Below are 19737 nucleotides of genomic sequence, written 5' to 3' on the forward strand. Positions count from 1 at the left end.
TTGCGCGCGACGATACGCCCGCGCACACTGCGCCCCGTCACATCGCGCGCCGCTCAGTGATAGCCGATGTCGCCCTCGCGCACCTTGCCGCGGAACACGCGGTACTGCATCGCGTTGTACACGAGGATGATCGGCAGCACGATCACCGTGCCGACGAGCGCGAACAGCTGGCTCGAATGGCTCGACGACGCATCCCAGATCGTCAGCGACGGCGGCACGATGTTCGGCCAGATGCTGATCACGAGCCCCGTGTAGCCGAGGAACACGAGTGCAAGCGTCAGCAGGAACGGCGTGGCCTCGTGCTGGCGCTTCACCGTGTGGAAGATGCCCCACACGCACGCGACGACGAGGACCGGCACCGGCAGGAACCAGCCGAGGTTGCCGCTGCCGAACCAGCGGTGCGCGACGGCCGGCAGCCCGATCACGGTCCACAGGCTGACGACGGCCATCACGCCGAGCAGCACGCCCGCGAGCGGCTTCATCAGCAGCCGCATCTTGCGCTGCAGTTCGCCGTCGACCTTCAGGATCAGCCAGCCGCAGCCGAGCGTCGCATACGTGACGAGCACGCCGATCCCGCACAGCAGGCTGAACGGCGACAGCCAGTCGAACGGACCGCCCGCGAACTGGTTGTTCTCGATCTTGATGCCCTGCAGCAGCGAACCGAGCACGATCCCCTGGCAGAACGCCGCGAGCGCGGAGCCGCCGATGAACGCGAGATCCCACATGTGTTGCGTGCGGGTCGCCTTCGCGCGCAGTTCGAACGCCGCGCCGCGGAAGATCAGCCCGACCAGCATCAGCACCAGCGGCAGGTAATTCGCGGGCAGCAGCGTCGAATACACGACCGGGAACGCACCATAGAGCCCCGCGCCGCCGAGCACCAGGAACGTCTCGTTGCCGTCCCACACCGGCGCGACGGTGTCGAGCATCACTTGCCGCTCGGCCTTCGCATCGAAGAACGGGAACAGCAGGCCGATGCCGAGATCGAAGCCGTCCAGCATCACGTAGATGAACACGCCGAGGCCGATGATCGCGGCCCACACGACAGGAAGATCGATTTGCATGGCTTACTCCGCTTCGGTGACGTTCAGCGGCGTGGACAGCGCGCTCTTGCGCAGCCCCGGATGCCGGTGCAGCTCGATGTACCCGGCTTGGGCAGCCGGCCCGCGCTTCATCAGTTTCATCATGTAGTAGATACCCGTTCCGAATACCAGGAAATACACGACCACGAAGATCAGCAGCGACACGCCGACCTGCTGCGCGCTAAGCGGCGCGACCGAATCGACGGTGCGCAGCACGCCGTAGACGGTCCACGGCTGCCGCCCGACCTCGGTCGTGATCCAGCCGGCCAGCAGCGCGACGATGCCCGACGGCCCCATGCCCACCACGAACCACTGGAACCAGCGCGTTTCATACAGGCGCCCGCCCTTTCTCAGCAGCAGCCCGAGCAGCGCGGTCAGCAGCATCAGCATCCCGAGGCCGGCCATGATCCGGAACGTCCAGAACACGATCGGCGAATACGGGCGATCCTGCGGCGGGAATTCCTTCAGCCCGCGGATTTCGCCGCTCCAGCTGTGCGTGAGGATCAGGCTGCCGAGGTGCGGCACCTGGATCGCATAGCGCGTGGTTTCGGCCTGCATGTCGGGCAGCCCGACGAGGTTCAGCGCAGTGCCGCCCTTCTCGGTTTCCCACAGCCCCTCGATCGCCGCGATCTTCGCCGGCTGGTATTCGCGTGTATTCAGCCCGTGCGCGTCGCCGACGACGATCTGGATCGGCGCGAGCAGCAGCAGCATCCACAGCGCCATCGAGAAGCTGCGCTTCACCGGCTCGTCGCGGCGCCCCTTCAGCAGGTGCCACGCACCGCACGCGGCGACGATGAAGCCCGCGACGATGAACGCCGCGATCGTCATGTGCACGAGGCGATACGGGAACGACGGATTGAAGATGACCTTGAACCAGTCGACCGGCACGACGAGGCCGTTCTCGATCTTGTAGCCCTGCGGCGTCTGCATGAAGCTGTTCGATGCAAGAATCCAGAACGTCGAGATCAGCGTGCCGACCGCGACCATCAGCGTCGCGAAGAAGTGCGCGCGCGGGCTCACGCGCTGCCAGCCGAACAGCATCACGCCGAGGAAGCCGGCTTCGAGGAAGAACGCCGTCAGCACTTCATACGTGAGCAGCGGCCCCGTGATGTTGCCGGCGACGCGCGAGAAGCCGGCCCAGTTCGTGCCGAACTCGTAGGCCATCACGACGCCGGACACCACCCCCATCCCGAAGCCGATCGCGAAGATCTTCGACCAGAACTGGAACATGGATTTGTAGGCGGCGTCGCCGGTGACGAGATAACGCCATTCCAGCACCGCCAGGAAGCTCGCCATGCCGATGCTGATCGCGGGAAACACGATGTGGAACGACACCGTGAACGCGAATTGCAATCGTGCGAGATGGAACGCATCGAAGATTTCCATGACCGTAATTTGCTCGTGATTGTGAGAACGTCCGCCCGAAGCAGGAAATCGCGCGACGGCTTGGCGACAACACATGCGAACACAAACGATCATTCGCATGGCATCGAAGCGTGAATGACGATATCGCGTTTGCCACGATACTCGCAATCACTCGAACGTGCGCTGAAACTGTGATGGTTCCGTCGGCGAGGATGTGTGCACGGAAAACACATTTCGCGCCTGCGGCGTGGTCAGCTGTACTGCTTTCCGCGTTGCGACGCTGTGCCTGCGGCGCGCTGTTCACCGCCCTTACCATGTGATGCAACGCCTGCCCGCGGCGACGGCGCGCCCCTCGGCGCCCGCCCGGCGGCATCGATTCCCGTCGCCCGGCGTACGCGCCGGGCCGGCCGGCACACCGGCCGATCCGCCTGGAGAAAAACGCATGGAGCCCTGCACCCGCCGCGACGATCCGACCGGCAGCACCGCGTGTCTTGTGACGCGTCATCGTGCCGGCGAAACGCGCGACACCGTCGATCGCGTCGTCGACGAAACGCCGGTTGCACTCGTGTTCAACGGCATCTCGCACACGGTCATGATGGCGACGCCGATCGACCTCGACGCGTTCGGGCTCGGCTTCGCGCTGAGCGAAGGCATCGTCGAGCGCGCATCCGACGTGTTCGACATCGAAAGCGAATGCCGGCCCGGCAGCGCCGAAGTGCGGCTCACCGTGTCGCAGCAGGCGTTCATGGCACTGAAGGCGCACCGCCGCGCGCTGGCCGGCCGCACGGGCTGCGGCGTATGCGGGATCGAAAGCATCGCGCAGCTCGACCTGCATCCGCCGCGCATCGATGCCGCCGGCGCGGCCGCCGGCATCGGCGCCGACGCGATCGCACGCGCCGCGCGCGCGTTGCCGGCCCGCCAGACGCTGATGCGCGAGACGGGCGGCATCCACGCGGCCGCGTGGTGCGACCGCGATGGCGCCGTGCTCGACGTGTTCGAGGACGTCGGCCGCCACAACGCGCTCGACAAGCTGATCGGCCGCCTCGCGCGGCGCCGCGCCGACCTGCGCGCGGGTTTCGTGTTCCTGTCGAGCCGCGCGAGCTACGAACTGGTGCGCAAGGCCGCGCGGGTCGGGATCCCGATGATCGCGACGATCTCCGCGCCGACGTCGCTGGCGATCGACGTCGCCCGCGAAGCCGGCGTGCGGCTGCTCGGCTTCTGCCGCAACGACGGCTTCGTCGAATACGTGTCGCCCGACGCCGCCCATCCCGACCAACCGGCGCTTTCGCAAGCGCATCCGGCTCTCTCGTCATGAAACAACTGATCGATTTCGACACCGCGCAGCAGCATTTCGCCGGCGCGTTCGCACCGCTTGCTGCGGCCACCTCTGTTCCGGTGACAGACGCGGACGGCCACGTGCTGGCCGCGCCGCTAACCGCCGTGCTCGACCAGCCGCCGGCCGACCAGAGTGCGATGGACGGCTACGCCGTGCGTCACGCGGATCTCGCGCACGGCGAGCCGCTGCGCGTCGCGCAGCGCTGCTATGCGGGCGACACGCCCGCGCCGCTGGCCGCGCGCACGGCCGCACGCATCTTCACCGGCAGCCTGATTCCGGCCGGCGCCGATACAGTCGTAATGCAGGAGCATGCGCACGAACAGGACGGCTGGGTCGCATTCGACGCGCCGCAGCGCAGCGGCTCGCACATCCGCCGCCGGGGCGAGGAAGTGCGTGCCGGCGACCTGCTCGTGCCGGCCGGCGTGCGGATGGGCGCGATGCACGTCGGCGTGGCCGCCGCGCAAGGTTTCGCGCGCATCGACGTGCGCCCGGCGCTGCGCGTCGGCATCCTGACGACCGGCGACGAACTCGTCGCGTGCGGCCAGCCGCGTGCGCCGCAGCAGATCTGCAACAGCAATGCACCGATGCTCGCCGCGCTGGTATCGGGAACCGGTGCCGGCGTTGCAATGAGCCTGCATGCGGCCGATACGGCGCCCGCCGTCGATCGCGCGCTGCGCGACCTGCACGCGTGTTGCGACCTGGTGATCTGCGTCGGCGGCGCGTCGGTCGGCGACAAGGACCTGCTGCGCCCCGCGCTGGCCGCGCTCGGCGCATCGTTCGTCGTCGGCGGCGTGCGCATGAAACCCGGCAAGCCGGTCGCGCTCGCGCGGCTCGACGCGCGGCCCGTCGTGCTGCTGCCCGGCAATCCGGGCGCCGCGATGACCGCGTTCGCGCTGTTCGTCGCGCCGCTGATCCGCTGCCTGCAGGGGCGCGACGCGTGCGTGCCGATCGTGCCGTCGCTGCCGATCGACATCGACTTCGAGCCGGATGCGCAGCGCGAGCGCTTCGTGCGCGTGCGTTGCGCCATCGGCGCCGACGGCTCGGCCGTGCTCGACACGCTGCGGCAGCAGGGCGCCGGCACGCTGCAATCGCTCGTGCAGGCGAGCGGGCTCGCGCGGCTGCCGGCCGGGAAGCACATCGCGCGCGGCGACGCGGTACCGTACTACGAATTCGCGCACTGGCTAGCATGATCGCGACGCCTGATAGCCGCCCGATACTGAGCATTCGCCGCGCACCCCGCACGGCGAACTGTATTCCTGCAATTCGGGCGCGATTGTGTCCCTGCCGGAAAAGTCCGGCGGACTATGCTCACGATGAGGCTCGCCACGACCTGTGCGCCGATACGTCGGCACGCACGCGGCCGATCGGCGACGCCCCTCCGCTTACTTCATGCAGGCCGACGAACCGATCGTGAATGCCATCGTTTCCGCCGCGCCGGCCGCCGCCGCTTGCTCCGGCGGCGCATCGCCCGGCGCCTTCCCCCGCACGACCGACACGCTCGGCCGCCCGCTGCGCGACCTGCGCCTGTCCGTGATCGACCAGTGCAATTTCCGCTGCGGCTACTGCATGCCGCGCGAAAGCTTCGGCGCCGGCTACGCATTCATGCCGTCGTCCGAGCGGCTGTCGTTCGCGCAACTGGAAAAGATCGCACGCGCGTTCACGTCGCTCGGTGTCGAGAAAATCCGCATCACCGGCGGCGAGCCGCTGCTGCGCCGCAATCTCGAAGCGCTGATCGAACGGCTTGCCGCACTGACCACCGTCGACGGCAAGCCCGTCGAAATCGCGCTGACGACCAACGGTTCGCTGCTCGCCGCGAAAGCACGCACGCTGCGCGACGCGGGGCTGTCGCGCGTGACCGTCAGCCTCGATGCGCTCGACGACGCGGTATTCCGCCGGATGAGCGACGCCGACGTGCCCGTGTCGCGCGTGCTGGCCGGCATCGAAGCCGCGCATGCGGCCGGGCTCGCGCCGGTCAAGGTCAACGCGGTGATCGAACGCGGCGCGAACGACGACCAGATCCTGCCGCTCGTGCGTCACTTCCGGCATACCGGCGTGGCCGTACGCTTCATCGAATACATGGACGTCGGCGGCGCGAGCTTCTGGTCCGGCGACAAGGTCGTGCCGGCCGCGCGCATGCGCGAGCTGATCGACGAGCACTATCCGCTCGTGCTCGTCGGCGAACCGGGGCACGACGCGACCGCAATCCGTTGCGCGCACATCGACGGTGCCGGCGAGGTCGGCTTCATCGCGAGCGTGTCGCATCCGTTCTGCGGCACCTGCTCGCGCGCACGCGTGTCGGCCGACGGCAAGCTTTATACGTGCCTGTTCGCGACCCAGGGCACCGACCTGCGGCCGTGGCTCGACGATGCAGCGCCGGTCGACACGCTCGCCGCCGCCGTGCGCGATCGCTGGACGCGGCGCGACGATCGTTATTCCGAGCGCCGGGCCGCACGGCCGGCCCGCGCGCCGGGCAAGACCTATCCGACCGTGCGCATGTCGCTCGTCGGCGGCTGATGGGCCGCCGCGCGATACAGGACGCACCGCCTACAGGAGAACCGTGATGACGAGCTTCACCGAATCCCGCGCCGGGCTGCCGGACGATCCGCTGCGCGCCGGCAGTCATTCCCATTCCGCCGACACGACCGAACCGCACACCGAGCCGCCGCCGGCAATTTCTGCCGGCTTCGAAGTGCGCGTGCAGTACGCTGCGATCGACGCAGGTGCCGAGCTAGCACCGATCGTTCGCAATCCGAATGTCGGTGCGGTCGTGAATTTCCTCGGTGTCGTGCGCAACGAAGGCGACGTCGACGACGTCGTCGCGCTCGAGGTCGAGCACTACCCGACGATGACCGAACAGGCCCTGTGGAGCATCGTCGAGGAAGCCAGCGCGCGCTGGCGGCTCGAAGCGGTCAGGATCGTGCACCGCGTCGGGCGCATCCCGCTCGGCCAGGCGGTCGTGCTGGTCGTGGTGGCCGCCGCGCATCGCGGGTCCGCGTTCGATGCGTGCGAATTCCTGATGGACTTCCTGAAGACCCACGCGCCGTTCTGGAAGAAGGAGATCCGCCACGACGGCGAATCGGGCTGGGTCGAGGCGAAGGTGCACGACGACCAGGCGATGCGGCGCTGGGGCTGACCGCGCGCGCCTCACGTTTTCCGATTCCGCCGATTCCGATTCCACTCAAGACATCGCGATGAAACTGACGATCAAATACTTTGCAAGCATTCGCGAGCAACTCGATACCGACGAGGAAATCGTCGAGATCGATGCGCGCGAACTTACCGTCGATGCGCTGCGCAACACGCTGGCCGCGCGCAACGCGCGCAGCGCGGAAGCGTTGCGGATGGACCGGCCGGTGCGGGCAGCCGTGAATCTCGAGATGGTGACGGGCGGTTTCGTCGTGCGGGAAGATAGCGAAGTGGCGTTTTTTCCGCCGGTGACGGGCGGGTGACATGACGATGGGCCGCAATTCGTCATGACGTCGGTCGCCCCGTGCAGCATACGCCCGCGGGTTTTGACAGTTACCGCCGGGCGGTCGGCGTCGCGGCGCTGCTGAAGGATTTCGGCGTGCCCGGCGTGGTCACCGGGATCACGGTGTTCAGGCTCCTGATGGCCGTGATCATCGGCGCGTTCGGTCCGAGGACCAACGGCCTGCGGCTCGAAGAACTCAATCGCTGAGGCCGGGCGACACGCGGGGTTCGCCGGGTGGCGGATGCATGCTGCACTGTCCGGACGAACTCCAACGCCATCGGACGCTCACGCAACTGCAATCTTCAATGCCGCCGCTTCACCGCTTTCGTGGCGAACACGACCATCGCGGCGGCGCCGATGCGCGTCGAGATCCGCGGCGTGATTGATGCAGGTCGATGCAGAGCCCTCCACGCAATAGAACCCGTCGACTCAGCGAAATAGCCGGAAGCCGTTGTCATCAGTCGAACTTGATCAAGTCCTTGAAGATCAGATGACCCCAGCTTTTCCCGCGCGCATGCACAAGCAGTCCACCTTCCGAAAGCCCGCCAAGTTTGATTGGCGCGAAACCGAGATTTTCCGCAAGCTCGCCAATCTTCGCTGCGGCGCCGTCATCGTCGCTCGCGAGAAACACGACTCTCCTGCCACCGTGGACGGCCGGATCCTGATCAAGGACGGCCGCGACCAGATGGTTGAAGCCTTTCACCAGCCTGGCTCCGGTGAACACCTTCGCGACGAAGGCGGAGGACGGGAGACCGCTCAGTTCCTCGAGCGGGGCCTGCGTGTTCATCGCGTCGACGATGGTCTTCCCCGTCCAGTCGGGCAGTGCTTTTGCGACCTCCGGGTGCGACTCGAAACGAACCGCCAAAAAGATGATGTCCGCCTTGACTGCTTCGGTCAGGGTTTTGGGAATAATCGTGGGTCCGATCGCGGCTGCCTCTGCTGCAAAGCTTTTCGGGTCGCGCGTGGTTGCAACGGCCACTTCGATACCGTTGCGGGCGAACGCCTTGGCAAGTGCGTGGCCAATCTTGCCGAAGCCAACGATTGCGTAACTCATATGTTTCTCCTTCGTTTCCCGGCGCGGTCAGAGCTTGTAACCGCCACTTGCTTCAATCGTTTGGCCGGTCACCCAATGACCGTCATCGGAGGCCAGGAACGTTACGACGGCGGCGATTTCCGACGGCTCGCCAAAGCGACCCAGCGCGATTTGGGCCTCGGCCGCCTTGACGAGCTCGGGATTCTCCCGAAGATCGGCGTTCGCATCCGTTCGCGTGAAGCCCGGCGCTACGGCGTTCGCGGTGATGCCACGCGGCCCCAGCTCGATTGCGAGCGTATGGGTCAGGGTGTTGATGGCCGCTTTCGCCATCGAGTAGACGGGCGCAGCCGTCACGGGCTTCGTTGCGGCAGCGGAAGAGATGTTGATGATGCGTCCACCATCGGCGAGACGATCGAGAGCGGCCTGAATGATGAAGAAGGGCGCGCGGGCGTAGACCGCCATCAGGGTGTCCCAACTCTCCGGCGTCGCGTCCTTGAAGCCAACCCAGCCGGAATTGCCAGCGTTGTTGACCAGAATGTCGAGGGCCTTGCTTCCGTTCCGCTTGGTGAACTCGTCGTCAAGTCTCTCGAACAACGCCGGGACGGTCGCCGGGTCGACGAGATCCGCATGGATCGCGAACGCGGTGCCTCCCGCTTTCTCGATGGCCGCGACCACCTCGTCCGCGCCGGATTTGCTGGCGTTGTAGGTCAGCGCAACCATCGCACCGTCCTTTGCAAGACGTTCTGCGATGGCGCGGCCAATGCCCCGCGATGCCCCGGTAACGAGAGCTGTTTTGCCCTTTAGAGATTGTGTCATTGCGTTTTTTCCTCAGAGTTGTGCGAGGCCACCGTCAACGGCGATCTCGCTGGCGGTCATGAAGCTGCTGTCCGACGACGCAAGAAAGGCGGCCACCGCCCCGATCTCCGCCGGATCGGCCATACGCTGGAGCGGATTGAGCGAAGCGAAGACCTTCATGCCTTCCTCGCCCAGCGCTTCCTTCGCGAGTTCGGTCGCGGTCGGCCCAGGGGACAGCACGTTCACCCGGATACCGGTGCCCTTCAGGTCCTCTGCCCAGGTCCGTGCGAGGTTGCGCACGGCCGCCTTGCTCGCGCTGTAGGCGCTGAATGCCGGGGCGCCCGTGGTGCCGGCGCTCGATCCGGTCAGGATGATCGAACCGCCCTCGCCCATCAGAGGTAGCGCCTTCTGGACCGTGAAGATCGAACCCTTCACGTTGGTGTCGAAGATTTCGTCGATGTGCCCGGCCGTAATCTTGCCGAGTGGCAGCTGGCTTCCCGCCCCGGCATTGGCGAAGACGACGTCGAGGGTTCCGCGCTCGGCCTTCACCGCCGCGTAGAGCCGGTCGAGGTCGGCCAGGTCGGAGACCGAGCCCTTCACTGCGCGGGCATTGGGCCCGAGGTCGGCCACAGCGGCGTCGAGTGCTTCCTGCCGGCGGCCGAAGATGAAGACGAAGGCGCCCTCCTCTATGAAGCGCTTTGCCGCGGCGCGGCCGATGCCGGTAGCGCCCCCGGTGATCACCGCGGTCTTTCCATTCAGTCTGTTCATGCCCTGCATCCTTCGAAACAAAAGCGACAAATCGATTCTGAGGCCCTTGATTCATAAAGACAATTGACTGAATATGTATGAATACCATCTACTTTCCAGATAGATATATGTTGGACAACGTCACCATCAATCAACTTCGGGCATTCGTCGCCGTGTGTGACCAGGGGAGCTTTTCCGGAGCGGCACGGCAGCTAAGGCGTGCACAGTCGGCGATCAGTCATGCGATCAGCTCACTCGAGAGCGCCTTTGATGTGGTGCTGTTCGAGCGCAACACTCGCAAAGCGACGCTGACGGCCGCGGGCCGCAGCCTCCTGCCTGACGCGCGTGGGGTAATCTCGCGCACCGAGGAAATGAAGATGCGTGCGGTTGCGATTGCTGAAGCCGGAGTCCCACAGGTCTCGGTTGCCGTGGATACCTATTTCCCACGTGCGCACCTGATCGAATGCCTGCGCACCTTGCAGGCGGACTTTCCAACGGTTGCAATCAATCTGCGCATGACAACCATGCAGGGTGGCGAGCGTTTGGTTCTCGAAGGCACGTGCGCATTGGCGGTGACGATCACGGACGTGCCGGAGCTGAGCCCCGGTACCATAGAACGGCAGCATCTATGTGACTCGCAAATGGTGACCGTCTGTGCACCGTCGCATCCGCTGGCCTCGATCGCGGGGCCAATCCCGCGGGAGGAATTTGGCCGGCACATCCAGCTTGTTGTAACGGACAATCAGCCCGATGCGGAAAAGACACAACAGGGGGTCGCCAGCGAACGCCAGTGGTGGGTGAATGACCTCGGCGCGAAGCACGATCTGCTCAGGGGAGGCTTGTGCTGGGGCCACATGCCGCGCCATATGGTCGATGAAGACCTCGCGAAGGGAACGCTCGTCGAACTCCAACGGCGCGCATGGCACATGCGTCCTCTCACCTTCATGATCTCGCTGCGGCGCGGGTACTCTATTTCCGAATGCGAGGCACGACTCGTTGAGCTTCTAGGCGATCGCCAGAACTGCCCGAAGGATGCCACCCAGAGTTCGGTCTTGCACAAAACCAAAAAAGCCAGACAGCCCGCCAAGCGTGAGGAGCAACCAGTGCGGCCTGTCGCTCCTCGGCGGACGTCCGCAAAGTAGATGGCCGGAAGTCCGCTTTCTGGAGTCTTCGATGGCAGCAATGCTCGGAATCGAGCCAGTCGGATCCTCGAGAATCAACCGGCGGAAACGGGTCGTCCCGAGCCGGCCGCCGTCGGGCTCTGTGCGGCCATGGCGAGACGTACGCCAAGATAGGTGAGACCTCCGTTTTGCGTCAGTAATCGGACATCCAGTTCCGGCCTCTTTGCGGTGGACATCGCTCAGACAAGCGTTTGGTCTAAAGAATCGCCTCCTATTGTCGTAATCAAGGATGTTTAGGGAAATCGGGGGCGACGTGAAACGGCAATTCTGGATTGGAATCGGTTTAATTTGCGCGGCGCTTAGCGGATGTGCAACTCGACAACTCGTGGCCACGCCTTTGGCTGAATCACGGGTCGGCGTGAAGAGCTATGCAGAGATGTCTTATCAGCCACTTGTACTGAACGATGCAAAGACGATTGACTTCGACGCGAGCACTTCGCCCGTGGCTCGATTTCCAGACGGCCTTGGCGTCTATGCCGCCTTCTCCTTGGACCAACAGTCCACAGCGACAGTTTTGTGCGTCCGTACGTGGTTTTCGAGTACATGGTTGCCGTTGGCAACGGTGCTAAAGCCGTATGTCATGTTCCTCGATGCTGACAAGCGTGTTGTCAGCAATGTCGAGTCATTCGAGGGCACGAACGGAGCGACCTTCGTGAAGGGTAGCTACAGACAAGGCTACTTTATCGTCCCTCCGGCCGCGCGATTCTTTATCGTCTACTCGGCTTCGTCGGAATCCGATCGGATGGTTCTCACGGCGCAAACCGGCAAACGGTGGGGGATCCCCAATGCATATAGCGGCACGGTTGAGGTCAGGCAGGAGTTTCAGCACCAATGAAAGTAAAAACACTAGCGATGAGACTACTGACTAGATTGACGATGTTTGCGTTTTCCTTGTCGGTAACAGGATGTGTAACAACAAACTACATGCCACCGTCAGGCGTGCCGACGGCAAACGTTCGTTTTCGCGAAATCGGCGAAGGGGCATTCTTCCTTTATCAACCCCCTCCGTTGCCGGGTTGCTACTTGCCGAGCGATCCACTGGGCGGCGAGCCCATTGGCGTGGCGAGCGTTCCATTCAAAAACGACCACACAATCATTCTCTTTTCGACACATCGACAGCAGCCGCGGCTGGGGATGCCAATCGGTGACACTTATATCGACCGAAGTTACTTCGAACTCAGGATGCAAGCGGATCATTTGCTGACGCTGCGTGTTGCCCTGCCGGGACGAGCCCAATACGATAGCGCCTTTCGCTTCACCCCAAAATCTGGGGAAAATTATGAGGTAACAGTCCATCCGGGAACGCCGCTGAAGGTCGATGTGTATCACATTGACGGCCACGACGGACACTACTCCGTGGAGCGTGTTGAAGACCTCGAAATCATTCGGCAATGTTCTTGAGCGTCGCGATGCGGTCGGCCGTTGAGGAGTGAGCTTGGGTCATTCGGTCTGGCACGATGAATGCCCGCTTCGAGTCGATTTGCGCCGGTCCCAGCAGCCGGGACCGCAACTGGCCGAGTCGGCCACCAACGGTCGTTCGACATCGTTGGAGAGATCGCAGAAAATCCACCAAAAATGGGCGAAATCCAAACGAGGATCAGATGCGCTAGCGTTGAGTCCACACAAGGCTCGGCTGTGATACGACAGGAAGCTCTATGCCAAATTTCTCATGGGAACCATTGGATTTTCTTGAAGCACTTGAAGTCGTTCCGGTAGTGGGCGAGTATGGAATTTACTATCAGTATCTCGTTTCGAGAGCGCCCCTTTCCTTGAGTTTAACGATATGGCCGATCGATTGCGACGTCGAGGTCTTGCTTAGGAATGAAGGGGTTGCAGAGCCGTTTGTTCGGCTCAACCTGCTCGATTGTCCGGGGGCACGTGTCATCCGAGACGATCAGCGCACATATATTGAATTTTCTGCTGCACGGCTGTTCGGAGGTCGTTTCGACCTTGCACATACGCCGCCCTACGGATTTCAATTGCAAATTCAACCGTTTATCCAGCTTTCGACGTTTTCATATCATGTCTGATGAAATTTGAACGTTGTGGATAAGGTTCGTCGTGGTCAATTACCTCGGGCAGGACCTAACCCGTTCCAGTGATTCTGGGCATTCAAACTGTCCGCTCCGGGTCGGCAAGCAACATCCATGAGAATCCACGAAGACCCAAGAAAAAGCCGGCACCAGGCCGGCTTCGTCGTTCAAGCACAAAAGACCACACACTCCCCTTCACCGCATGCACGCCGCGGCCAGCTTCCCGACCGCGATCACCGCCTGCTCGATCTCCGGCGACCACGGGCTGCTGTAGTTCAGCCGGATGAAATTCCGATAGCTGTCCGTGATCGAGAACATGTAGCCCGGCCCGATCGTGATCCCCTGCTCCAGCGCGAGCTGGTACAGCCGCATCGCATCGACCTGCGCAGGCAGTTCGACCCACAGCACATACCCGCCCGCCGGGCTCGAGATGCGCGTGCCCTCCGGAAAGAACCGCGACACCATCGCGCGCATCAGGTTCGCCTGCTGCGCGTACGCCTTGCGGATCCGCCTCAGGTGATGCTCGTACCCATCGCGCTCGAGAAACTCGGCGATCGCCAGTTGCGGCAACGACGGCGTCGCGAGCGTGTTCAGGAATTTCAGCTTCTCGACCTGATCGCGATAACGGCCCGGCAACGCCCAGCCGATCCGGTACGCAGCCGTCAGGCTCTTCGAGAACGACGAGCAATGCAGCACGATCCCGCTGCGGTCGTACGACTTCAGCGAACTCGGATGCGTATCGCCGAAATACAGTTCGTTATACACACCGTTCTCGATGATCGGCATGCCGGACTTCGTTGCGAACTCAACCAGCTCGCGCTTGCGCTCGTCGGGCATCTGAAAGCCGAGCGGATTCTGGAAGTTCGGCATCACCATGCACGCGGCGATAGGCTGCGACTTCGCGATCGCCGCCAACGCGGCGATGTCGATCCCGTATTCCGGATGCGTCGCGACCTCGATCGCCTTCATCCCCATCCGCTCGATCGCGTGCAGCATCGCGTAGAACGTCGGCGACTCCACCGCGATCGTGTCGCCCGGCTTCGCGACCGCCTGCAGGCACAGGTTGATCGCCTCCGTCGCGCCGACCGTCACGATGATCTCGTTCGGGTCCACCGACATCCCGTTTTCCAGGTAACGACGCGCGATCTGCCGGATCAGCCGCGGATGGCCGGGCGGCAGCCCGTCCGTCACGCCCCACAGCGACTTGTCGCGGCCGGCCGCATACGCATAGCGGTTCAGCTTCTCGAACGGGAACAGGCTCGGGTCCGGATACGGCGAGCCGAGCGGCACCGCGTCGTCGGTGCCGATCGAGCGCAGCGTCGACAGCACGAGCCGGCTCACGTCCACCGACGACGAGATCGCGATCGGCTTCGACGGCCGCAGTTCGCGCACCGGCGCATGACTGTCGTCGCGGCGCAGGTTCACGAAATAGCCCGACTGCGGGCGGCTTTCCAGCAGCCCGCGGCTTTCGAGCAGCAGGTATGCATGCAGCACGGTCGTGATGCTGATCCGGTGCTGCTGGCTCGCCTGCCGCACCGACGGAATCCGGTCGCCGTGCCGGTACACGCCCTGGCGGATCAGGCGCTCGATATCGTCCGCGAGTTTTTCATAGAGCTTCATCGCGCGCCTCCCGTCGGCATGCGCCGCCGCGCCGCCATACTGTGCGCGTCCGACACGCGCGTGTTCCACCCGCCGACCGGGCCGTCGTGATTCCTGATCCTTCCCTCCGGTTTTGCCTTTTCCATCACTGGCTCTCTCTTGAAGATGCGCCGGCAGGGTTCCGGTACGACAGGATCTGCGGCACTGTGCACTTGATGATGGAATCTTAAAAGCAGAACAGTCAGCGACGAGCACACACATCGATCGCGCGAACAAGAGTACAGTTCGGCGCGAATCGCGCATGGCGGGAGAACTGTACGTCTTATGAAATTCCCGGGCGGCCTGAAGCCTTGCGCGGCGCCGCCGGCGCCAGAACGACGCGGCCGGCCACCTCGGCGTCAGCGAGTCGTTCATGGTCAAGGCCGAACGCGGCGCCGACACCGTGCGGTGGGCAAGGTGTTCCAGGTCCTGCAGGGGCTCGGCGTACGGATCGTCGTCTACCTCCCCAATGCGAGCGACGAACTGCTCGAAGGCGAATCGGCGAGGTCGATCGCGTCGTGTTCTCGGAAGTGGCGCGCGCGGTCGACCTGCTCGTCAGCGTGTCCGCGTTCGCGCTCGACGACGACGCGACACGCGCGGCAGCCGCCGCCGTGCTCTCCGTCGACCCGATCCGCCAGCGCGAAATCGAAGCGGAACGCTGGCAGCGCCTGAACCGGCTGTCGGATTTGCCGCTGGTTGTGATGGCGCGGCATCGCAAGCACGTGCTGTCGCTCGTGTTCGCCGACGCGATTGCGCAAGGAAGGATGACGATCGACGAACGCCATGTGCGCGCCGGCACGTGGTCGGTGCATTGCGCGACCGGCCGCGTGATGCGCGACGGCGAACCCGTCGAACCCGCGACCGAGCCGCCGCCGTCGCCGCTGCGCGCGGTGCCGTGGCTGCCTTACGACGAAGCGCTGCTGCAGCGGATCGTCGACGTTGTCGCGGGCCTGCTCGACTGAGCGCCCGCCGTCAGATCGAGCCGAACAGCGCGCGCGGCCGGTCCTTCAGCGTGCCGGACAAAATCCGCAGCCCGTTGACGAGCTCGTCGCGCGTGGCCGGGCACGCGAGGTTGATGCGCACGCCGTGCTCGATTTCCGCGCGGTCGACCGCGAACGTCGACGACGGCATCACGATCACGCCGCGCGCCTTCGCGTTCGCGGCGAAGTCGTCGGCGCGCCACGGCGGCGGCAGCCGCAGCCACACGAACATGCAAGCAGGGTCGGACTTCAACTGCCCGGCCGGCAGCAGTTCCCGCGCGAGATCGACGCGCGCGCGGATCTCCGCGAGCTGCGCGGCCATGATCCGCTCGGCGGTGCCGTCCTCGATCCATACCGTCGCGATCAGCATCGACGTGGGCGCCGGCATCCATGCGGTCGTGCGTACCGCTTCCGCGCACAGCGCGACGCTGTCGCGCGGGCAGCTCAGGTAGCCGAGGCGCAGCCCCGGCGCGAGGACCTTCGACGTCGCGCCGATATGGAACGTCAGCTCGGGGCACAGCCCCGCGATCGCCGGCAGCCGGTCGCGCACGAGCGGGCCGTACACATCGTCCTCGATGATCGTCACGTGATGGCGCCGCGCGATGTCGACGAGCGCCATCCGGCGCGCGAGGCTCATCGTCGTCACCGTCGGGTTCTGCAGGTTCGGCACGACGAAGATCGCCTTGACCGGCATGCGCTGGCAGATCCGTTCGATCTCGTCGGGCAGCAGGCCGTCGTCGTCGGCCGGCGCGCTGACGATCTCGAACTGGAACACCGGCGCAAGCGCCTTGAGCCCGTAATACGTGAGGCGATCGGCAACGATCACGCCGTCGGTGCCGATCAGGCTGTTCAGCACCGCGTACAGCCCGTGCTGCGCGCCGCTCGTGACGACCACCTGGTCGCGCGACGGCGTGAAGCCGGGCGCGGCAAGCCACTGCGCGCCGGCCGCGCGTGCCCAGTCGGGCCCCTGCGGCGGCTGGTATTCCTGCAGCGCGGCGAAACGCGGGTCGTTCGGCAGCGTGCCGAACGTCTGCGCGAGGCTCGCGAGAAACTCGCCGGTCGCCGGGCGGTTCACGGTCAGGTCGATCACGCCGTTGCCCGCCGCGAGCGCCGCACGGGCCGGCGCGATGCTCGGCATCGCGCCGCCGGTGACGAGCGAGCCGCGGCGCTTGCTGCCGATCACGAGGCCGCGCAGCTGCAGTTCCTTGTACGCGCGGGACACGGTCGACACGTTGATGCCGAGCTCGGTCGCGAGCTGGCGCTGCGGCGGCAGGCGGCTGCCCGGCGGATATGTGCCGTTGCGGATTTCCTCCTCGATCGAGCTCGATACCTCGACATAAGTCGGCCGCTTCGCCTGCACCGGCACACCGCCGTCGCGCTCGCCGGAAAGTTTGTCTGATGCCATTTATCGCCTGTGACCACACAAAAAGCGTTTGTCTGCCATTCTGGCCTGCCCAGCGATTGTATATGACATCCCCTCCCCGTCAAACGTCAGCGGAAAAGTCTGTTGAATCAGCCAGCTGAAATCGGGTAAACACTAACGCCACACAATCTCATTTTGATTGCACACAAAAAATTACTGTGTGATTCTTAATCTCAACTTTGTGTGAACCGTGTGTACCGGAGGGAATGCGTCATGGCGAATATCGCCATCGTGGGTGCAGGCTTCATCGGGCTCGGCGCGGCGGCATGGCTGCAGCGCGACGGGCATCGCGTGACGCTGTTCGATCCGGCCGGCGTCGGCCACGGGGCGTCGTTCGGCAACGCCGCGACGTTCGCGCCGTACGGCTGCGTGCCGGTGAACGGCCCGTCCGTGTTCCGCGACATCCCGCACTTCCTGTTCGCCGCCGACAGCCCGCTGCGCATCCGCTGGCCGTACCTGCTGCGCGGCGCGCCGTGGCTCGCGCGGTTCCTGCTCGCATCGACGCCCGCGCGTCACGCACGCAGCGCGAGCGCGCTGGCCGCGCTGCTGTCGCGCGCCGCCGACGGCTATGCGCCGCTGCTCTCCACCGCGCGGCTCGCGGCGTTCGTGCGGCCGCGCGAATGCCTGTACCTGTATGCGCGGCAGGCGTCGTTCGATGCCGCGCAGCCATCGCTCGCGCTGCGGCGCCGGCTCGGCGTGCCGTTCGAGTTGCTCGACGCGAACGCGATCCGCCGGCTCGAGCCCGCGCTCGCGCCGATCTTCGAGCGCGGCGTGCTGTTCGTCGGAAGCTGGTTTTTCTCCGATCCGCGCGGGTTTCTCGGCGAACTGTTCGCGCATCTCGCAACCGGCGGCGCGACGCTCGAACGCGAGCGCGTCGAGCGGATCAAGCCCGTCGGCGACGGCGTGAACGTGCACGCGGGCGGCTCGGTGCGCACCTTCGATCACGTCGTCATTGCCGCGGGCGCCCGCTCGCGTGAATTCGCGGCTGCGTGCGGCGACGCCGTGCCGCTCGATACCGAGCGCGGTTATCACGTGCAGTTCGCCGCGCATGAGCAGATCGTCACGCGGCCGGTCGGCTGGGCCGAACGCGGTTTCTACATGACGCCGCTCGACGAAGGGCTGCGCGCGGCCGGCACCGTCGAGCTCGGCGGCTTCGACGCGCCGATGAACCGCCCGCTCGTCGCACTGCTCACGCGTTCGGCACGCGAGGCGCTGCCGTCGCTCGGCGCGCCGACGCGCAGCTGGCTCGGCTTCCGGCCGACGCTGCCGGATGGCGTGCCCGTGATCGGCTGCGCGCGGCGCAGCGCGCGCGTGATCCATGCATTCGGTCATCAGCATCTCGGCGTGACGCTCGCCGGCATCACCGGGTGGATCGTCGCCGACCTCGTCGCCCAGCGCGCACCGCCGCTGGACCTCACGCCATACCGGGCCGCGCGATTCTGACGCGCGCCGCGATTTCAACCACTGCAAGGAGGCATCCATCATGAATCGTCGTAACTGGCTGGTTTGGCTGGCCGTCTGCTCGATCGGCGCGGTCACGGTGTCCGCGCAGGCCGCGGACCCGGAAACCATCAAGATCGGCTTCGCCGGCCCGCTGACGGGGCCCGTCGCGCGCGTCGGCAAGGACCTGCAATACGGTGCGCAGCTCGCGCTCGACGAGGAAAACGCGAAGCATCCGACCATCGGCGGCAAGCCGGTGCGCTTCGTGCTCGACGTGCAGGACGACCAGGCCGATCCGCGCATCGCGATCCAGGTCGCGCAGAAACTCGTCGACGACGGCGTGGCCGGCGTGATCGGCCACTACAACTCGGGCTGCAGCATTCCCGCATCGGCCGTCTACCGGCAGGCGAACGTCGCGATGATCACGCCCGGCTCGACCAATCCGCAACTGACGATGCAGGGTTTCAAGAACGTGTTCCGCACGATGGGGCACGACGGCATCGGCGGCGTGGTGGCCGGCCGCTTCGCGGTCGAGCAGTTGAAGGCGAAGCGGATCGGCATCATCGACGATCGCACCGCGTTCGGCCAGGGGCTTGCCGACGCGTTCGAGAAAGGCGTGAAGGACGCGCACGGCAGCGTCGTCGGCCGCGAATACACGAACGACAAGGCCGTCGATTTCCGCGGCATCCTGACGACGATGAAGAGCAACAACGTCGACCTGCTGTTCTTCGGCGGGCTCGACGAACAGGGCGCGATGCTCGTCAAGCAGATGCGCTCGCTCGGCATCCGCGCGCAACTGTTCGGCGCCGGCGCGCTGAAAAGCAATGCATTCCTGAAGATCGCCGGCAATTCGGGCGAAGGCACGCAGGATCTCGAACCGGGCCCCGCGCTCGACAAGCTGCCGTCCGCCGTCGCGTTCGCGCAGCGCTACAAGGCGCGCTTCAACCAGGATGTCGAGTTGTATGCGCCGTTCGCGTACGACGCGGCGCTCGCGATGATCGCGGCGATCCGCAAGGCCGATTCGGTCGATCGCGCCAGGATCGTCGCGAGCCTGCCGGGCGTGTCGGTCACCGGCGTGACCGGGAAGATCTCGTTCGACGAGCGCGGCGACCTGATCAAGCCGCCCTACACGCTGTTCCGCGTCGAACAGGGACAGTGGCGCAGTATCCGCACGGTCGGCGGCGCGTCGAACTGAGCGGCAGGACAGCGGACGGCGTC

General features: G+C 65.2%; 20 protein-coding genes. 13 read left to right on the forward strand and 7 right to left on the reverse strand.

Annotated elements, in window-relative coordinates:
* Window positions 1-53: 53 nt before the first annotated feature.
* On the reverse strand, window positions 54-1061 hold the full coding sequence (gene cydB, locus MRS60_RS33960) for a cytochrome d ubiquinol oxidase subunit II (protein WP_034184514.1): 1008 nt from the start codon (window positions 1059-1061) through the stop codon (window positions 54-56).
* Between the two features lie 3 nt (window positions 1062-1064).
* Complete coding sequence (locus MRS60_RS33965; RefSeq protein ID WP_034184515.1) at window positions 1065-2465, reverse strand: cytochrome ubiquinol oxidase subunit I; 1401 nt, start codon at window positions 2463-2465, stop codon at window positions 1065-1067.
* Between the two features lie 421 nt (window positions 2466-2886).
* On the opposite strand from MRS60_RS33965, the gene fdhD reads away from it, so the two are divergent.
* The 6 genes from fdhD to MRS60_RS33995 all read left to right on the forward strand — a co-directional run bounded on the left by fdhD (window position 2887) and on the right by MRS60_RS33995 (window position 7456).
* Window positions 2887-3759, forward strand: coding sequence for a formate dehydrogenase accessory sulfurtransferase FdhD (fdhD, locus tag MRS60_RS33970; protein ID WP_175747990.1), 873 nt, complete (start codon window positions 2887-2889; stop codon window positions 3757-3759).
* Window positions 3756-4970: a molybdopterin molybdotransferase MoeA gene (locus tag MRS60_RS33975; RefSeq protein ID WP_243566998.1), complete on the forward strand. Its 1215-nt coding sequence runs from the start codon at window positions 3756-3758 to the stop codon at window positions 4968-4970. Before fdhD ends, MRS60_RS33975 begins: the two co-directional genes overlap by 4 nt.
* Window positions 4971-5169: 199 nt before the next feature.
* The gene (moaA, locus tag MRS60_RS33980; RefSeq protein ID WP_243566999.1) at window positions 5170-6294 is read left to right on the forward strand and encodes a GTP 3',8-cyclase MoaA; all 1125 of its coding nucleotides are present in this window, start codon (window positions 5170-5172) and stop codon (window positions 6292-6294) included.
* A 46-nt stretch (window positions 6295-6340) separates the two neighbouring features.
* Complete coding sequence (locus MRS60_RS33985) at window positions 6341-6913, forward strand: molybdenum cofactor biosynthesis protein MoaE (protein WP_243567000.1); 573 nt, start codon at window positions 6341-6343, stop codon at window positions 6911-6913.
* A 58-nt stretch (window positions 6914-6971) separates the two neighbouring features.
* On the forward strand, window positions 6972-7229 hold the full coding sequence (moaD, locus tag MRS60_RS33990) for a molybdopterin converting factor subunit 1 (protein WP_243567001.1): 258 nt from the start codon (window positions 6972-6974) through the stop codon (window positions 7227-7229).
* Between the two features lie 41 nt (window positions 7230-7270).
* Window positions 7271-7456 (forward strand): hypothetical protein, encoded by a 186-nt coding sequence (locus tag MRS60_RS33995; RefSeq protein WP_034184521.1) that lies wholly within the window; start codon window positions 7271-7273, stop codon window positions 7454-7456.
* Between the two features lie 250 nt (window positions 7457-7706).
* Here MRS60_RS33995 and MRS60_RS34000 read toward each other — a convergent pair whose 3' ends face one another.
* The 3 genes from MRS60_RS34000 to MRS60_RS34010 are packed head-to-tail and all read right to left on the reverse strand — an operon-like array spanning window position 7707 to window position 9845.
* Complete coding sequence (locus tag MRS60_RS34000) at window positions 7707-8303, reverse strand: NADPH-dependent F420 reductase (RefSeq protein WP_034184522.1); 597 nt, start codon at window positions 8301-8303, stop codon at window positions 7707-7709.
* 27 nt (window positions 8304-8330) lie between these two features.
* Window positions 8331-9098, reverse strand: a complete 768-nt coding sequence (locus MRS60_RS34005) for an SDR family NAD(P)-dependent oxidoreductase (protein WP_034184523.1) — start codon at window positions 9096-9098, stop codon at window positions 8331-8333.
* A 12-nt stretch (window positions 9099-9110) separates the two neighbouring features.
* Window positions 9111-9845: an SDR family NAD(P)-dependent oxidoreductase gene (locus tag MRS60_RS34010; RefSeq protein ID WP_131947240.1), complete on the reverse strand. Its 735-nt coding sequence runs from the start codon at window positions 9843-9845 to the stop codon at window positions 9111-9113.
* 107 nt (window positions 9846-9952) lie between these two features.
* On the opposite strand from MRS60_RS34010, the gene MRS60_RS34015 reads away from it, so the two are divergent.
* From MRS60_RS34015 to MRS60_RS34030, 4 genes are all read left to right on the forward strand, one after another.
* Window positions 9953-10966 (forward strand): LysR family transcriptional regulator, encoded by a 1014-nt coding sequence (locus MRS60_RS34015; RefSeq protein ID WP_243567441.1) that lies wholly within the window; start codon window positions 9953-9955, stop codon window positions 10964-10966.
* A gap of 364 nt (window positions 10967-11330) precedes the next feature.
* The gene (locus tag MRS60_RS34020) at window positions 11331-11840 is read left to right on the forward strand and encodes a hypothetical protein (RefSeq protein ID WP_243567002.1); all 510 of its coding nucleotides are present in this window, start codon (window positions 11331-11333) and stop codon (window positions 11838-11840) included.
* Window positions 11837-12406 (forward strand): hypothetical protein, encoded by a 570-nt coding sequence (locus tag MRS60_RS34025; RefSeq protein WP_217589129.1) that lies wholly within the window; start codon window positions 11837-11839, stop codon window positions 12404-12406. The genes MRS60_RS34020 and MRS60_RS34025 overlap by 4 nt, the downstream gene beginning before the upstream one ends.
* Before the next feature lie 254 nt (window positions 12407-12660).
* The gene (locus MRS60_RS34030; RefSeq protein ID WP_243567003.1) at window positions 12661-13035 is read left to right on the forward strand and encodes a hypothetical protein; all 375 of its coding nucleotides are present in this window, start codon (window positions 12661-12663) and stop codon (window positions 13033-13035) included.
* Between the two features lie 198 nt (window positions 13036-13233).
* Here the strand turns inward: MRS60_RS34030 and MRS60_RS34035 are convergent, their stop codons facing one another.
* On the reverse strand, window positions 13234-14658 hold the full coding sequence (locus tag MRS60_RS34035) for a PLP-dependent aminotransferase family protein (RefSeq protein WP_034184677.1): 1425 nt from the start codon (window positions 14656-14658) through the stop codon (window positions 13234-13236).
* A gap of 536 nt (window positions 14659-15194) precedes the next feature.
* On the opposite strand from MRS60_RS34035, the gene MRS60_RS34040 reads away from it, so the two are divergent.
* A complete protein-coding gene (locus MRS60_RS34040; RefSeq protein WP_243567004.1) occupies window positions 15195-15638 on the forward strand; it encodes a hypothetical protein in 444 nt (147 codons plus the stop codon).
* Window positions 15639-15648: 10 nt separating this feature from the next.
* Here MRS60_RS34040 and MRS60_RS34045 read toward each other — a convergent pair whose 3' ends face one another.
* On the reverse strand, window positions 15649-17061 hold the full coding sequence (locus MRS60_RS34045) for a PLP-dependent aminotransferase family protein (RefSeq protein WP_131947232.1): 1413 nt from the start codon (window positions 17059-17061) through the stop codon (window positions 15649-15651).
* Between the two features lie 231 nt (window positions 17062-17292).
* On the opposite strand from MRS60_RS34045, the gene MRS60_RS34050 reads away from it, so the two are divergent.
* Together MRS60_RS34050 and MRS60_RS34055 are read left to right on the forward strand one after the other, a co-directional pair.
* A complete protein-coding gene (locus MRS60_RS34050; RefSeq protein WP_243567005.1) occupies window positions 17293-18522 on the forward strand; it encodes an NAD(P)/FAD-dependent oxidoreductase in 1230 nt (409 codons plus the stop codon).
* Between the two features lie 40 nt (window positions 18523-18562).
* Entirely contained in the window at window positions 18563-19714 is a 1152-nt protein-coding gene (locus tag MRS60_RS34055) for a branched-chain amino acid ABC transporter substrate-binding protein (RefSeq protein ID WP_131947231.1), read from the forward strand.
* Window positions 19715-19737: the final 23 nt, after the last annotated feature.

It is taken from the genome of Burkholderia pyrrocinia (assembly GCF_022809715.1).
Taxonomy (GTDB): domain Bacteria; phylum Pseudomonadota; class Gammaproteobacteria; order Burkholderiales; family Burkholderiaceae; genus Burkholderia; species Burkholderia pyrrocinia_C.